Origin of the sequence: Acidovorax sp. GW101-3H11, assembly GCF_001633105.1 — a bacterium.
GTDB lineage: Bacteria > Pseudomonadota > Gammaproteobacteria > Burkholderiales > Burkholderiaceae_C > Acidovorax.
Map to the genome: position 1 here is coordinate 1 of NZ_LUKZ01000008.1, position 14,839 is coordinate 14,839.

13 protein-coding genes are annotated in these 14,839 nt (G+C 55.0%); 9 read left to right on the top strand and 4 right to left on the bottom strand.

From position 1 onward, the window contains the following. Positions 1-241 precede the first annotated feature (241 nt). From A1D30_RS05440 to A1D30_RS24665, 3 genes are all read right to left on the bottom strand, one after another. Entirely contained in the window at positions 242-1,069 is an 828-nt protein-coding gene (locus A1D30_RS05440) for an MBL fold metallo-hydrolase (RefSeq protein WP_063459898.1), read from the bottom strand. Between the two features lie 119 nt (positions 1,070-1,188). Then, positions 1,189-1,395: a lipoprotein gene (locus A1D30_RS24660; protein ID WP_082836336.1), complete on the bottom strand. Its 207-nt coding sequence runs from the start codon at positions 1,393-1,395 to the stop codon at positions 1,189-1,191. A 76-nt stretch (positions 1,396-1,471) separates the two neighbouring features. After that, entirely contained in the window at positions 1,472-2,458 is a 987-nt protein-coding gene (locus A1D30_RS24665) for a tetratricopeptide repeat protein (protein WP_082836337.1), read from the bottom strand. A gap of 71 nt (positions 2,459-2,529) precedes the next feature. Here A1D30_RS24665 and cyaY point away from each other — a divergent pair, with 71 nt between their 5' ends. Then, positions 2,530-2,862 (top strand): iron donor protein CyaY, encoded by a 333-nt coding sequence (cyaY, locus tag A1D30_RS05445; protein ID WP_063459784.1) that lies wholly within the window; start codon positions 2,530-2,532, stop codon positions 2,860-2,862. Between the two features lie 133 nt (positions 2,863-2,995). On the opposite strand, the gene A1D30_RS05450 is transcribed toward cyaY, so the two are convergent. Then, positions 2,996-5,392, bottom strand: coding sequence for a penicillin-binding protein 1A (locus A1D30_RS05450; protein ID WP_063459785.1), 2,397 nt, complete (start codon positions 5,390-5,392; stop codon positions 2,996-2,998). Positions 5,393-5,660: 268 nt separating this feature from the next. On the opposite strand from A1D30_RS05450, the gene A1D30_RS05455 reads away from it, so the two are divergent. From A1D30_RS05455 to A1D30_RS05485, 8 genes are all read left to right on the top strand, one after another. Continuing rightward, the gene (locus A1D30_RS05455) at positions 5,661-6,740 is read left to right on the top strand and encodes a pilus assembly protein PilM (protein ID WP_063459786.1); all 1,080 of its coding nucleotides are present in this window, start codon (positions 5,661-5,663) and stop codon (positions 6,738-6,740) included. Then, positions 6,737-7,357: a PilN domain-containing protein gene (locus tag A1D30_RS05460; RefSeq protein ID WP_063459787.1), complete on the top strand. Its 621-nt coding sequence runs from the start codon at positions 6,737-6,739 to the stop codon at positions 7,355-7,357. The genes A1D30_RS05455 and A1D30_RS05460 overlap by 4 nt, the downstream gene beginning before the upstream one ends. A gap of 1 nt (position 7,358) precedes the next feature. Next, positions 7,359-8,021 (top strand): type 4a pilus biogenesis protein PilO, encoded by a 663-nt coding sequence (locus A1D30_RS05465; protein ID WP_063459788.1) that lies wholly within the window; start codon positions 7,359-7,361, stop codon positions 8,019-8,021. Between the two features lie 23 nt (positions 8,022-8,044). Next, positions 8,045-8,563: a pilus assembly protein PilP gene (locus tag A1D30_RS24670; RefSeq protein WP_242421799.1), complete on the top strand. Its 519-nt coding sequence runs from the start codon at positions 8,045-8,047 to the stop codon at positions 8,561-8,563. After that, positions 8,560-10,695: a type IV pilus secretin PilQ gene (locus tag A1D30_RS24675; protein WP_082836339.1), complete on the top strand. Its 2,136-nt coding sequence runs from the start codon at positions 8,560-8,562 to the stop codon at positions 10,693-10,695. The genes A1D30_RS24670 and A1D30_RS24675 overlap by 4 nt, the downstream gene beginning before the upstream one ends. A gap of 19 nt (positions 10,696-10,714) precedes the next feature. Continuing rightward, complete coding sequence (locus tag A1D30_RS24680; RefSeq protein WP_082836340.1) at positions 10,715-12,190, top strand: Ig domain-containing protein; 1,476 nt, start codon at positions 10,715-10,717, stop codon at positions 12,188-12,190. A 247-nt stretch (positions 12,191-12,437) separates the two neighbouring features. After that, entirely contained in the window at positions 12,438-13,541 is a 1,104-nt protein-coding gene (gene aroB, locus A1D30_RS05480) for a 3-dehydroquinate synthase (protein WP_063459791.1), read from the top strand. 92 nt (positions 13,542-13,633) lie between these two features. Continuing rightward, entirely contained in the window at positions 13,634-14,788 is a 1,155-nt protein-coding gene (locus A1D30_RS05485) for a deoxyguanosinetriphosphate triphosphohydrolase (protein ID WP_242421800.1), read from the top strand. Positions 14,789-14,839 lie beyond the last annotated feature (51 nt).

Below are 14,839 nucleotides of genomic sequence, written 5' to 3' on the forward strand. Positions count from 1 at the left end.
GGATGGATTGGAGTTCATGGCGGCGCGTGCGCGCAAGGCGTGGGTCGGGGATGAGTTGCAGGTGCTGCAGCAGGGTCATGGGACGTGAATCGGGTGATCGAACGCCACAGTTTCGCTCTGATTTGAGGAGGGGTTTAGATGCGATTGCCTTGGCGCTGCGGATTGTTTGCTATATATTTGATAGCTATCTTCGCTTGCCCAGTGCGCGGAGACGGCCATTTTTCCTTGTAATGACACCGCTTTATGCGTTCACGGCCCGCAGTGCAGGGCGCATCTGGCGGGTCACGGGGTCGATGTGCGCCGTGGGGATCTGGTAGGCCCGGTCATCAAACAGGTCAATGCCACACATCAGGTTCTCGATCCATTCAAAGAAGTCGTTGATGGCTTCCTTGCCCATGATGGGGGCACCATGCTGCGGCACCAGCATGGAGATATCGAGCTGCCGCACCATGCGCACCCACAGGCGCAGGATCTTGTTGGACACCATGTAGCGGCGGTGGAAGCCCTCCATGCGCGGGATGTGCGCCTTGAGGTCGGTCACCGGCACACGGGCCTCGGCGCCCGACATCATCGACACGCCCAGGTCACCCGTGAACAGGATGCGGCTGACCGGATCGTAAAAGTGGAAGTTGCCTTCGGAATGCATGAAGTGCGCGGGCAGCAGCACCAGCTCGTGGCGGCCCAGGGGCAGGTGGCCGCCGCCGTCGGGCACGCCGATCACGCGGTTCTCGGTCTTGCCCACCTTGGTGAAGTGCGGCGCAAATCGCTCCCACACGCGCGAGATCACCAGGTTGGCCTTGGTGCTTGTCATCCAGCGGTCGAGCGAGGCAATGATGTCCGGGTCGGCGTGCGACGCAATCAGGTACGAGAGCTTGTGGGGCGGGAAATGTTTGGTCATTCCCATGAACAGCTCGTTGAACGCGAGGTTGCCGCCCGGGTCGATGATGGCGCCCGTGTCGTCGTCAACGATCAAAAACTGATTGGCCTGCACGGCTTGGCCGTCCTCCTCGATGAGGTCGGTGAACATCAGGCAAGCGTGATTCTTGTCGCGGTAGAGTTCCAGGGCCATGGCCATCCTGCGGTGCAATAAAGCGCAGACTGTACGAGTGCCCCTAGGGTTTGTACTTGATCGAAATCAAGCGGTGCTGCATTGGCGCCCCATGGCGGCGGGGCGTTGCCCCAGCGGCGTCAGCGGGGGGTGGAGGCTGCGGCAGCAGGCGCCTGCGCTGGGCCCGCGCCGCTGCTGGGCGTGAGCGTTTCCGGCAGCGTAGCGCGCTGTCCCGCGGCAGGCCCCGTCGGCAGGTACAGGGGCCCCCGCTGTCCACAGCCAAGCAGGGCCGCCGCACTGGCAGCAAGGACAAGTGTCCTGACTAGAATTTGGGGAGCTTTCAACATGCGCAAATTGTACTTTTCGACGGCTGAGAATCTCCACGATTCTAAAAAGCTGCTACTAGTGATCAGCAGGCAACCGTCACTGTTTGCTGCCTTTAAGCCGCTGAGCCTCGTTCACGTCAGACTGGGCGCGATCGCTATCTCCTTTGGCCGTCCAAATATGAGAGCGCACCAAATAGGCATCAGATGATTTTGGATTCTGCCTGATGGACTCATTGAGATCAGCAAGGGCCTTGTCTAGATCACCCTTTCGGAACCAGGACCAACCTCGCCCCTTCAATGCATAGTAATCCCGAGGAAATCGCTGGAGAACCCGATCAAAATCGGCAATTGCATTGTCATATTGTTTTAAATCATTAAATCCATACCCTCGATGCGATAGAGCCAATGGGAAGTCTGGCCAAATGAGGATGGCCGAATTAAGGTCTGCTAATTTATCATTTGGGTTGCTTCTTAGCGTGGCGCGATTTAAATAGGCCTGGTGATATTTTGGATTGATTTGTATCGCCTTGGTGTAGTCCGCAATGGCATCATCCATGCGATTCATTGAGGTAAGGGTTATCGCGCGATGATAGTAGTTGTCTGAATTCATGGGGGCGAATTCGATGGCTTTGTTGTAATCAGACAAAGATTTTTCGAAACTGCCAATTTCGGAATACCAGTGGGCGCGATTGCTGAACAAGATAGAATTCTTTGGATCTAGTTCAATGGCTTTATTGAAATCGTCGAATGCCTTATCTATGTCGCCGAATTTGGCCCGAGAAACGGCGCGGCCATTGTAGCCATATTGGTACTTTGGATCTACTGCAATTGAAAATTCGTATTCGGCAATCGCCTTTTCATACAATCCATTTTCTTTGTATATATTGCCTTTTATAGCATGTATGCGCGCACGGCTGCGAGTGGTTAGCTGCTTTTCTTTAAGTGATTCCGTGCAGGCTGCAATGATGTGTTCAAGAGGACCTTTCGTCTCGGCGCAGCGCGTATATGCCAAATCGCTGGGGCTTTGTGCTTTTGCGGCAAACGAAAAAGTCAAAGTAAAAAATAGAAAGGTGAGGGCGCGCATATATGAAGAGAAGAGATGGTTTGATCTTTCACTGCGCTAAAATTAGCAGCTTTAGTGTGTTGAGTATTGTAATGACCGACCTCGAATTCATGGACCACGCCGAACAACTGCTGCTTGCCGTCGAGCGCAGCTGTGATCGCATCAACGACACCACGGATGCCGATGTGGACGCTCAGCGGTCGGGCGGCATGGTGACGCTGACCTTTCCCAACCGCAGCCAGATCGTCATCAACCTGCAAAAGCCTCTGCACGAGGTCTGGATGGCCGCCCGTTCGGGGGGCTACCACTACCGGTTTGATGGCAGTGCATGGCAGGACACCAAGGGTGCGGGAGAGTTCTTCGCGTGCCTGAGCCGGGATGCCACGCAGCAATCCGGGTTGCCTTTGCAGTTTGCCGCCCTGTAGGCGGCAGCCCCAGCCGAGCGACCGACGCCCGTTGAGCGTCGGTCGGGCTCCGCCTCCTGTTTTGCGTACACGGGCGGAGAAGTCGCCTGCGCTCCACCGCGTCAGCGCAGCGCGTTGCGCAGGCGGTGCGCGGTCAGTTGCGGAACAGGTCCAGGATGCGGCTGCGCTCTTCAGAAGGCGGTGGTGCCTGGGGGGTGACCGCCGGAGACGTGGAGCGCTGGTCTTCCAGTCCCACGCTCGACACGCCTGCGCTGCGGGCGTACTCGTCATAGAACCACTCGCCACCCACATTGACCACCCCAGCAGGCACAGTGGGCTCCATCACGGGGACACCCTTGAGTGCGCGCTCCATGAAGCTGATCCACACGGGCAGGCTGAGCCCGCCACCGGTTTCGCGGCTGCCCAGGTTGCGGGGCGTGTCGTAGCCGATCCAGGTGACGGCTGCGATGGTGGGCTGGTAGCCAGCAAACCAGGCGTCCACCGAGTCGTTGGTGGTGCCGGTCTTGCCGTACAGGTCGGGGCGTTTGAGCGTCGCCTGGGCGCGGGCCGCCGTCCCGGAGCGGGTGACTTCCTGCAGCAGGCTGTTCATCAGAAAAGCGTTGCGGGCCTCAATCGCACGAGGTTGTTCGCTGGTCACCGGCGGTGTGGTCTCGGAAATTACCCGGCCCTTGTGGTCCGTGACCTTGGTGATCAGCCAGGGGTTCACGCGATAGCCGCCGTTGGCAAACACCGAGTAGGCGGCCGCCATCTGCAGCGGTGTGACGGAGCCTGCTCCCAGCGCCATGGTCAGGTAGGCGGGGTGTTTTTCAGGATCAAAGCCAAAACGCCCCACCCACTCTTGTGCCGTCTTGGGGCCTACGGCCTGCAGAATGCGGATAGAGATCATGTTCTTCGACTTGGCCAGGCCCGTGCGCATACTCATGGGGCCGTCGTACTTGCCGTCGTAGTTCTTGGGCTCCCAGGGCTGGCCACCGGTCACGCCAGCATCAAAGAACAGCGGCGCGTCATTGATGACAGTGGCCGGAGTGAAGCCTTTTTCAAGGGCGGCAGAGTAGATGAACGGCTTGAAGCTGGAGCCCGGCTGGCGCCATGCCTGTGCGGCATGGTTGAACTTGTTCTTGTCGAAGTCGAAGCCCCCCACCAGAGCGCGGATGGAACCGTTACGGGGGTCCAGGGCTACAAAGGCGCCTTCGACCTCCGGCAGTTGCGTGATCTCCCAGGCACCCTTGGGTGTCTTGACCACGCGTATCACCGCACCCCGGCGGATCTTGATGTTGGGGGGGGCCTTGTCGCTCAGCCCGGACTGCGCAGGCTTGAGGCCATCGCCGGTGATCTCCAGTGTGTCCCCGTTGGCCCGCGCTGCAAGGATTTTGCGCGGCGTGGCTTCCAGCACCACGGCTGATAGCACGTCGCCGTTGTCCGGGTGGTTGGCCAAGGCGTCGTCAATCGCATCCTCGACTTCCTGGGGGGCGTTGGGCAAGGCCACGAACTTCTCGGGGCCCCGGTACTGTTGGCGCCGCTCATAGTCCATGATCCCTCGGCGCAAGGCGCTGTACGCGGCCTCCTGCTCTGCGGCATTCAGGGTGGTGTACACGTTCAGGCCGCGTGTGTAAGCCTCATTGCCGTACTGCGTGAAGATCAGCTGGCGGGCCATTTCGGCAACGTACTCCGCGTGCACCCGTGTGTTGTCGGGACCGGTGCGGATCTTCAGTTCTTCCTTCTTGGCTTCGGCCGCTTGTTGCGCGGTGATGAATCCGTTCTCTTCCATCCGTTCGATGATGTACTGCTGGCGGACTCGGGCGCGCTTGGGATTGCTGATGGGGTTGTAGGCCGAGGGGGCCTTGGGCAATCCTGCCAACATTGCGGCCTCTGCAATGGACAGAGATTTCAGCGGTTTGCCAAAATAGGCCTCGGAGGCTGCGGCAAAACCATAAGCCCGATTGCCCAAGAAAATCTGATTCATGTAAATCTCAAGAATCTGATCCTTGGTCAGTAAGTGCTCCAGTTTGAATGTTAGTAAGATTTCGTAAATTTTGCGGGTAAATGTTTTTTCTGACGACAGATAAACATTGCGTGCCACCTGCATTGTGATAGTCGATGCCCCTTGGCTTTTCACACGGCCCAAATTGGCAAGGCCCGCGCGCACCACACCTTTGTAGTCCACGCCGCCATGTTGGAAGAAGCGAGCGTCTTCAATGGCCAACACAGCGTCCTTCATCACCTTCGGGATGTCTTCGATCGGTGTGAGGTTTCTGCGCTCCTCGCCAAACTCACCCAGCAAGGCCCCTTCTGCGGAGTAGACGCGCAACGGTAGCTTGGGCCGGTAGTCGGCCAGGTCTGAGATGTCGGGAAGGTTGGGGTAGGCCACGGCGAGCGCCACCGCGATGACCAGCGCCAGTCCGACCGCCGCAGCTGTCGCCAACCCAGCCATCCACAGCGTGATGCGAAGAAGCCAGCGAAGCCAGGTGGAGCGGGGGCGGGCGGAGGATGTGTCCGACTTGTCGGACGACTTCGAGGGGGAGGGCGGCATATCGCTCCGAAAGGGTAAGGCCGCCCATTATAAAAATGTCTGCCCAGACTTCCCTGGAATCTCAAATTCGGGCCATTCCGGTGCCGCCGAAAGGTGCGCGATCCTTGTTGAACGGTATTGCCGAGCGCCGAAATTTCGTCTGCTTTTGGCAACGCTCCGCAGGCGTTACAACGGGAAAAATCTTTGCTGGAGAACTATCTTACTGATAGCATTCATGTGAAGTGTTAAGTTTTGTTGCCTCATTTTGGCAAGTTACAGGGGACCAATCTTGATCTCAATGGGGTCTTTGTTCAGTCGCCAGTCTGCTCCGCTGCTGGGAATCGACATCAGTTCCTCCAGTGTCAAGCTGGTGGAGTTGGGGCGTGATAAGGCAGGCGGTCTGGTTCTGGAGCGTTGCGCCATCGAGCCGCTGGAACGCGGCTGGATCACGGACGGCAACATCGAAAAATTCGACGAGGTCGCTGACGCTCTGCGCAGACTCGTCAAGAAGAGCGGAACGAGGACAAAAAATGTCGCTCTGGCGCTGCCGCCATCTGCCGTCATTACCAAAAAGATCACCCTTCCGGGCGGCATGACGGAGCAGGAGCTTGAGGTCCAGGTCGAGTCCGAAGCCAATCAGTACATTCCTTTCTCGCTCGACGAAGTGAGTCTGGATTTTTGCGTGATCGGGCCCAGCAAGAATGCGCCTGGTGATGTGGATGTGCTCATTGCCGCCTCACGGCGCGAAAAAGTCCAGGACAGGCAGGGCTTGGCGGAGGCTGCGGGCTTGAAGCCTGTGGTGGTCGATATCGAGTCCCATGCATCGCGTTTGGCTGCGGGGCGTTTGATTGAGGCGCTCCCCAACAAAGGCGTTGATGCCATGGTGGCCTTGTTCGAGGTGGGCGCGCTGACTACCAGCATGCAGGTCATCCGGAACGAGGAGGTCCTGTATGACCGTGACCAGGCTTTTGGCGGCGCTCAATTGACGCAATTGATCGTGCGCCAATATGGGTTTTCGGTGGAAGAGGCCGAAGGCAAGAAACGCAACGGTGATCTTCCTGAAGACTACCAGGCTGCAGTTCTTCGTCCTTTCGTCGATAGCATGGCCCAAGAAATTGGCCGCGCATTGCAGTTCTTCTTCACCAGCACGCCACACAACCGTGTTGATCACATCATGCTCGCTGGGGGGTCTGCTCCTTTGCCCGGGCTCACCGAGGCAGTGACTCAGCAGACGGGGTTCGCCTGCAGCGCGGTCAATCCGTTTGATGGGATGGAGATCGGAAGTTCCGTCCGGCTCAAAAAGATGGTGCGTGAAGCCCCATCCTATTTGACCTCTTGCGGCCTAGCTATGCGGAGGTTCCTGCAGTGATTCTGATTAACTTACTCCCCCACCGAGAGGAGGCGCGGAAGCGCCGCAAAGAGGCCTTCCAGGCCACGATGTTTGCCTCATTCCTTCTCGGCTTGGTGATTGCTGGCGCCATCTATTGGTGGTTTCAGATGATGATCACTGATCAGCAGGCCAAGAATAATTTCCTGCAACAGGAAATTAAAGTGCTCGAGGAACAGATCAAAGAAATTGCATCCATCGAGGATGAGATTGCTGCTCTGCGCGCACGCCAAAAGGCTGTCGAAGATCTTCAATCTGACCGAAATCTGCCAGTCCATCTTTTGACGGAGTTGGTCAAGCAAATGCCAGATGGGGTGTATATCACAGCGATTGGGCAAACTGGGCAAACGATCACCATGCAGGGCATGGCTCAATCGAATGAACGTGTTTCGGAGTTGCTGCGCAACCTATCCGCGAATACCCCGTGGCTAGACAAGCCAGAGCTGAGCGAAATCACAGCCAATACGGTCTCTTTGAGTCAGCGTGACCAACGGAGAGTTTCCTCATTTAATCTGAAATTCCAGTTGGTGCGCGCGAGTGAAGCTCAGAAGACGATGGCGGCGGCTAGTGCTTCTGCAGCATCGTCGGGAGGTAAGTGATATGGCTAATAAGAAAGAAAAATCTATTAGCTTTGCCGAGCAGATGGACATAGTTCAACGGCAATTCAAGAATCTGGACACCAAAGATCCATCACTATGGCCAGTTTTTCCCAAAGCGCTGCTGTGTCTTTTTATCGCAGGAGCGGTAGCCACGGTTTTGTGGTTTGCATTTTTGAAGGACTATGAGGCAGAGCTAGAGGGTGAGCGAAATAAAGAGGTTGCGTTGCGGGTCGACTACCAGAAAAAACTGGTCAAGGCCGTGAGTTTAGATGCGTTGAAAAAGCAAAGAGAGCAGATTCAGCAGTATGTTATTCAGCTCGAGAAGCAACTGCCTAGTAAAGCCGAGATGGCTGCATTGTTGTCTGATATCAATCAAGCCGGGCTTGGTCGGAGTTTGCAGTTTGAGCTTTTTCGGCCGGGACAGGTTGTTGCTAAAGATTATTATGCTGAGTTGCCAATTTCGATTCGTGTGACAGGAAAGTATCACGATATAGGTGCTTTTGCATCAGATATTGCCCACTTATCACGCATTGTGACGTTGAATAATATTGTGATAGCGCCTGGTGCTCGTGATGGCTTAGTGATGGATGCGACTGCCCGTACTTTTAGGTATTTGGATCCTGAGGAAATACAGGCTCAAAAGAAGGCGGGAGGCGCCAAATGAGGAATTCCGTAAAAAGCTTGTTCATGTTTTTTTTATCTGCTGCTCTTGCTGGTTGCTTGCCCTCGGGTGAAGATGAACTGCGTCTTTGGATAGCTGATCAGCGCGCGAATACAAAACCCAATGTAACGCCACTTACAGAACCTAAGAAATTTATACCTGAATCTTACTCGCAAGGAGGCGCGGTTGAGCCATTTAACCCGTTGAAGCTGACGCAAGCCCTGCGTCGGGATTCTACTCAAATTGCCTCCAATGCTGCGTTGATTGCGCCTGAGATGACGCGGCGTAAAGAACCTCTTGAGTCATTCCCGCTGGATGCAATGGCGATGGTAGGCAGTCTCAATAAAACGGGAACTCCTACTGCGCTGTTAAAGGTTGATAATCTTATTTACCAAGTAAAGGTCGGAAGTTATCTGGGGCAAAATTATGGAAAGATCGTTAAGATAACTGAAACGTCGATACAGCTGCGTGAAATTGCGCAGGATGCAGCTGGAGACTGGATGGAGCGCCCAGTATCGCTTGACCTGCAAGAGGGGAAAAAATGAAACATCGTAGTGGCTTTTTTGTGAATTACTGCCGTATTGCTGCTGTAGGCGTTTCTATTGCAGTTATTTCCTTGGGTGCAACTGCGCAAGGGGCTATTAACTCAATTTCTGCAAGCATCCAGGGGGGGGTGGAGGTTTTGAGGGTTGATTTTGATGAGCCGCTTGCTGTGGCTCCGACAGGATTCTCAACACAATCCCCAGCACGTGTTGCGCTTGATTTCCAAGGGGTCGGAAACGCTACTGGAAAATCAGTCTACGAAGTAAATTTAGGTAATTTGAAATCAGTTAATGTGGTGCAAGCCGGTGAGAGATCTCGCATTGTTTTGAATCTTAAATCTGCAACATCCTATCGTACTGATATCCAGGGTAAGACCTTGATCTTATCGCTAGAGTCAGTCGCAGGGACGGCTTCTGGAGTGGCTCCTTCGATTGTCCATTTCTCGGACTCGCAGAATGGAGATGTATTGCCGTTGAAGGATGTCGACTTTCGCCGTGGAGCAGATGGATCGGGTAGGGTTGTCGTTAATTTGGCGAATAACCAGGTAGGGGTTGATCTTCAGCAGCAATCTAAAGGGATTGTCGTGGAGTTTATGCGGTCATCACTACCTGAAGGGATCAGGCGTCGTCTAGATGTCACGGACTTCGGTACGCCCGTACAGGCTGTTACAGCAAGTCAAATAGGGGAACGTGTCCGCATGCTCATTGAGTCGGCGGGTGATTGGGAGCACAGTGCTTATCAAAGTGATAGTCAATTTGTTGTTGAGATTCGGCAAAAAAAGGTGGATTTGAGTAAGCTAACGCAAGGCCCCGGTTACTCTGGTGAAAAGCTTTCGTTGAATTTTCAGAATATTGAAGTTCGATCACTGCTCCAGGTAATTGCCGATTTTACGAATTTTAACATTGTGACTTCAGATACCGTAACAGGAGCCCTTACGTTGCGACTTAAGGATGTTCCTTGGGATCAAGCACTCCAAATTATTATGGATGCAAAAGGCCTTGGTATGAAAAAAACGGGGTCGGTACTTTGGATTGCCCCGAAAGACGAAATCGATGCGCGTACAAAAAAGGATTTTGAGGCAGCGCAGGCTATACAGAAGCTTGAGCCTTTGAAAACCCAAGCCTACCAGTTGAACTATGCCAAAGCTGGTGATATTCTTACGCAGTTGACTACTTCGCCGACTAGTGGTGGTGGTGTTGGAACTCGTTTTCTTTCCGAGCGTGGTAGTGCAATTTCTGAGCCGCGGACTAATCAGTTGTTTGTGACGGACACCCCAAGCAAACTGGAAGAGGTGCGGCTTCTGCTCGCTAGTTTAGACGTGGCCGTGAGGCAGGTGTTAATTGAAGCACGCATTGTTGAGGCCAGAGACTCTTTTGGGCGTTCCTTGGGGGTCCGTCTAGGAGGCTCAGACCTTCGCGCTAATCGAGGGGGGGATGGGGGCTATGGGATCGGTGGTAATAATCGAGTTGCATTTGGTTCATCCTATAGCGATGCTGTCGCTTCGAGCGGAGCAGGCGGAACTACAAACACAAATGGGAATTTTGTAAACCTTCCAGCAAGCCTCTCGAACGTAAGCAGTGTGGGTAGTTTTGCCTTGTCTATTTTTAATTCTGCTGCGAACCGATTCCTCACGCTCGAATTGTCTGCGATGGAGGCAGATGGAAAGGGGCGAATTGTTTCAAGTCCTAGAATTATTACTGCTGATCAAACCAAGGCAGTTATTGAACAGGGTACTGAGTATCCATATGCTGTGACTGCTCCGAATGGTGCAACCACGTTAGCTTTTAAAAAAGCTGTCCTTAAACTGGAGGTGACTCCACAAATAACGCCAGAGGGAAATATCATTCTGGATCTTGACGTGAATAAGGATAGCCGTGGTGAAACAACGCAGCAAGGTGTTGCCATTGATACAAAGCATGTAAAGACGCAGATTCTTATAGAGAATGGTGGAACTGTTGTTATTGGCGGTATTTTCGAAATGGAAGAAACGAATCAAGAGAGTAAAATAMCGCTGATCGGAGATGTTCCGGTTGTAGGTAATCTTTTTAAGAATAGAACTAAAGAATCCACGAAGCGTGAGATGCTGGTTTTTATTACTCCAAAAGTTTTGTCGGATAAGGCGTCTGCCAAGTAGTTGATAAGGAGAGGTTGATATGCGTTCATGGATTAAATTTGCATTAACAGGGGTAGCCCTTGTGCTCGCTTCATGCGGGGGGGGCGGTGGTAGTGGCGGCGATTCAAAGCTGGCTTATACGATTTCTTTGCGCGCTGCAAAGACGCAATTGCCCATTAATATTGCCAATCAGCCTGCTGCTTTGGGGGCTAACGCGCCTTTCACTACGACTCTCTATGTCGATGCTCGCGAAGGTGGTTCTGCTATTCAGGGGGGGAAGGATATTTTTGCTTGCAATGTTACGCAAGGACTGGACTCTGGCTCGTTGTACTATCTCGATGGGGATCCTGCGCACGAGAAAGACGGTGTGCCTTTGGCATATCGCTCTATCACTTTGGGGGCAAATTCTGGAGGTGCGTCTTTTCATTTCCACTCCAAGAATCAGGCCGGTGTGGCGCGTGTAACTTGCACTGTTACGAATCCACGCGATTTGCAGGTCTCCTCCGCTTCTGTGGATATTGTTGTCGGAGCATCCACAGGCAAGCCGGCAAGTGTGTTGGGGGTTACTCAGGCACCCGCTTATTTAGGTACTAAAAATAATACCAACTTGGTCAGAAATAATGTTGGTATTCAAGCTTTCATAATGGATGATGCCAACCAGCCGATTCCGGGTTCGACTGCTGCGGCGAATCTCCAGGTGAGTATTCTTCCGCTAGGTAGTGCGGCGGATGGTGCTCGGTTGATTTCTGGGGCCCAATCCGGATCGGTGCTGCAGATAAAAACTATTGGGGGTATTGGGCAGATATCATTGTCAAGTGGATCGAATATTGGGCCTATCATTCTTCAATATGTGACGGATCGTTTTGATAATGACGTCACAAATGGAATTCAGGATCCTGTGACGTCATTGCATTTGGTGCCTGTTGTATCGGGTATTCCAAATAGCCCCTTGGCATACAAGGATCTGACGACGATATCTGTCCCTAACGGACGCTCATATATTCGAGGTCTCATTGCCGATGGTGGGGTAGCGCCTTACTCTTGGTCGTACACGGGTACTTTGCCAAAGGGCTTGGCGCTTGACGCCTCTGGGCTTCTGGTGGGTACAGTGAAAGACAACCCGGGCAACTACCAAGTTCAGTTGATCGTGACCGATGCTAACGGTAGCAGCGTAGCCACAAACGTTACCATTACGGTGGTTGGCGCTCTAGTTGAGCCTATTGTCTTCAATATCACCGGCTGCACAGGAGATGTAAACACTCCTTGCGTATTGCCTGGGGTGAGCTTGGGCTCGAGTTATGCATATGCGTTCTCTGCTTCCGGTGGTGATTCGGTTGCAGGTTACACATGGACCTTTGCTGGGTTGCCTGCATGGCTTACTTCTGCTAACGCAGGGTCAAACGGCCTGATCACGTCAACTGCAGCCACTCCTGTAGGTACATATCTGTTCTTTGTAACAGTAAAGAGCGGCGCAGAGTCGGTGACCCGTCAAGTGTCGATTACGGTTACACCGTAGTCCAGCAGAAAACGATTGCTTTGGCTTCTACCAAAGCAATTTCATATAGAGCCCCGCTGAGTCTTTAGCGGGGCTTTTTTATTGCTATCTCATGTCTGGTAGGTGCTGGTCATGGGGTTGCGCACGTGATCAAAAGAGGACGCTGTCTCATATAGGGTGGACTGCTGTCCTAGAATGTGCAGCCATAGTCCAGAGGTGCCGAGGGAGAGTCCAGGCGCCTTTCACACCAACGGAGCCGAGCCCTGATATGTCTTCTCGCGAAGAGTGCGTTTCTATTGACCTTGAAGGCCGCAGCTACAACATCGTTGTTGGTGAGGGTTCCCTCCATGCTGCGACTACCTTCGAGGGCTTGCCTTCCGCTCATGCTGCGCTGATTGTTTCAAACACAACCATTGCGCCGCTGTATGCAGCGACTCTGCGCTCGGCAATCAAGAGCCGTTTCCCTGTAGTTCATGAAGTGCTCTTACCTGACGGTGAGGCATACAAGAATTGGGAGACGCTGCAACTGATTTTTGACGCCCTGCTGTCGAACGCCTGCGACCGCAAGACCGTGCTTTTTGCGCTGGGTGGCGGGGTGGTTGGTGATATGACGGGGTTTGCTGCCGCCAGTTACATGCGGGGTGTGCCTTTTGTGCAGGTCCCCACTACCCTGCTGGCTCAGGTGGACTCTTCCGTAGGTGGGAAAACGGCCATCAATCATCCGCAAGGGAAGAACATGATTGGGGCCTTCTATCAGCCTCGGCTTGTCGTGTGTGACCTTGCCACCTTGGATTCGCTGCCGTTGCGGGAACTCAGCGCCGGATTGGCGGAGGTCATCAAATATGGGCCGATTGCCGATGTCGATTTTTTGGATTGGCTGGAGTCCTCTATCGAAGATTTGATGGCCCGCGACCGCGCTGCCCTGGCGCATGCGGTGCGTCGCAGCTGCGAAATCAAAGCGTGGGTCGTCAGCCAGGACGAAAAAGAAACCGGCCTGCGTGCCATTCTCAATTTCGGGCACACCTTTGGCCACGCGATCGAAGCGGGCATGGGGTATGGCGTCTGGTTGCATGGGGAGGGGGTGGCTGCTGGCATGGTGATGGCGGCCGAGCTGTCCCGCCGACTGGGGTTGGTGGACGCTGCGTTTGTGGAGCGGCTCACTGCGCTGATTGCGCGGGCGGGGTTGCCGACAAAGGGGCCTGTTCTGGATGCGGCGGACAACGCGGGCCGTTATCTGGAGTTGATGCGCATCGACAAGAAGTCGGAAGGCGGGGAGATCCGGTTTGTGCTGATTGATGGGCCGGGCAAGGCCGTGGTACGGGCTGCCCCAGATGCCTTGGTGCGAGAGGTCATTGACGCCTGTTGTGGTTGACGTGGTTAGCTTGCTGTTTGCTATCTAATGTGTAGCTAATAACGTATATCCAAAGCGCGCAGGCCTCGATTTTGATTCAAAGTTCTGACCTTTTGCCTTGCGCTTCACACCCCGCGCAGACACGGGGGCGGCGTTACCCGGAGCAGCCCGCGCCTACGCGCACCGAGTACCAGCGGGACCGCGATCGGATCGTGCATTCCACGGCGTTCCGGCGCTTGGTCTACAAGACGCAGGTGTTCCTCAACCACGAGGGGGATTTGTTCCGCACCCGGTTGACCCACTCGCTGGAGGTGGCGCAGCTCGGGCGGTCCATTGCGCGGTCGCTGCAGATCAACGAGGACCTGGTCGAGGCGATTTCGCTGGCCCATGACCTGGGGCACACGCCGTTTGGGCATGCGGGGCAGGATGCGCTGCATGGCTGCATGGCCGGGTTTGGGGGTTTTGAGCACAACCTGCAAAGCCTGCGTGTGGTGGATCGGCTCGAAGAGCGTTACCCCCAGTACGACGGCCTGAACCTCACCTTTGAGACGCGGGAGGGCATCCTCAAACATTGTTCGCGTCAACATGCCGAGCAGTTGGAGGCGGCCGAGCCCGGTGGTGTAGGCGGGCGCTTCCTGCGCCGGGAGCAGCCAAGTCTGGAGGCCCAGCTGTGCAACCTGGCCGACGAGATTGCCTACAACGCGCATGACATTGACGATGGTGTGCGGTCCGGCCTGATCACTTTGGCGCAGTTGCGCGATGTTCCCCTGTTTGACGCGTACCGGGCTGCGGCGCAGGCCGAGCACCCGGATCTCGCGCAGCCATCGTTGCAAAGGCGTCTGTTGTTTGAGGCGATCCGCCGCATGCTCAGCGCGCAGGTGTACGACGTGATTGATGCCACCCGGCTGGCCTTGCGTGAGCATGCGCCCGCCAGTGCCGACGATGTCCGCCAGTGCCCTCCGCTGGTGTTGTTCAGCGACGGTATGCGTGAGCGCTCCAAGGCGCTCAAGCAGTTCCTGTTCCGCCACCTGTATCGGCATCCGCAGGTGATGGAGACCACGGGGCGGGCCCAGGACATTGTGCGGGACCTTTTTGCGGCCTATGTGGCCGCACCCCAGGAGATGAAGGCGGCGTTTGCGCAGCAGGCGCTGGCGGGGGACGCGTCGGCGCGCGCGCGCGCCGTGGCCGACTTCATTGCCGGGATGACGGACCGCTTTGCTGCGCGTGAGCATGAACGGTTGACGGGGCGGCGTCTGCTGGGCGGATGACGCTGCCGCCCGGCGTGGCGTGGCGCCGGTAAAATCAGGCCCCTTTTTACC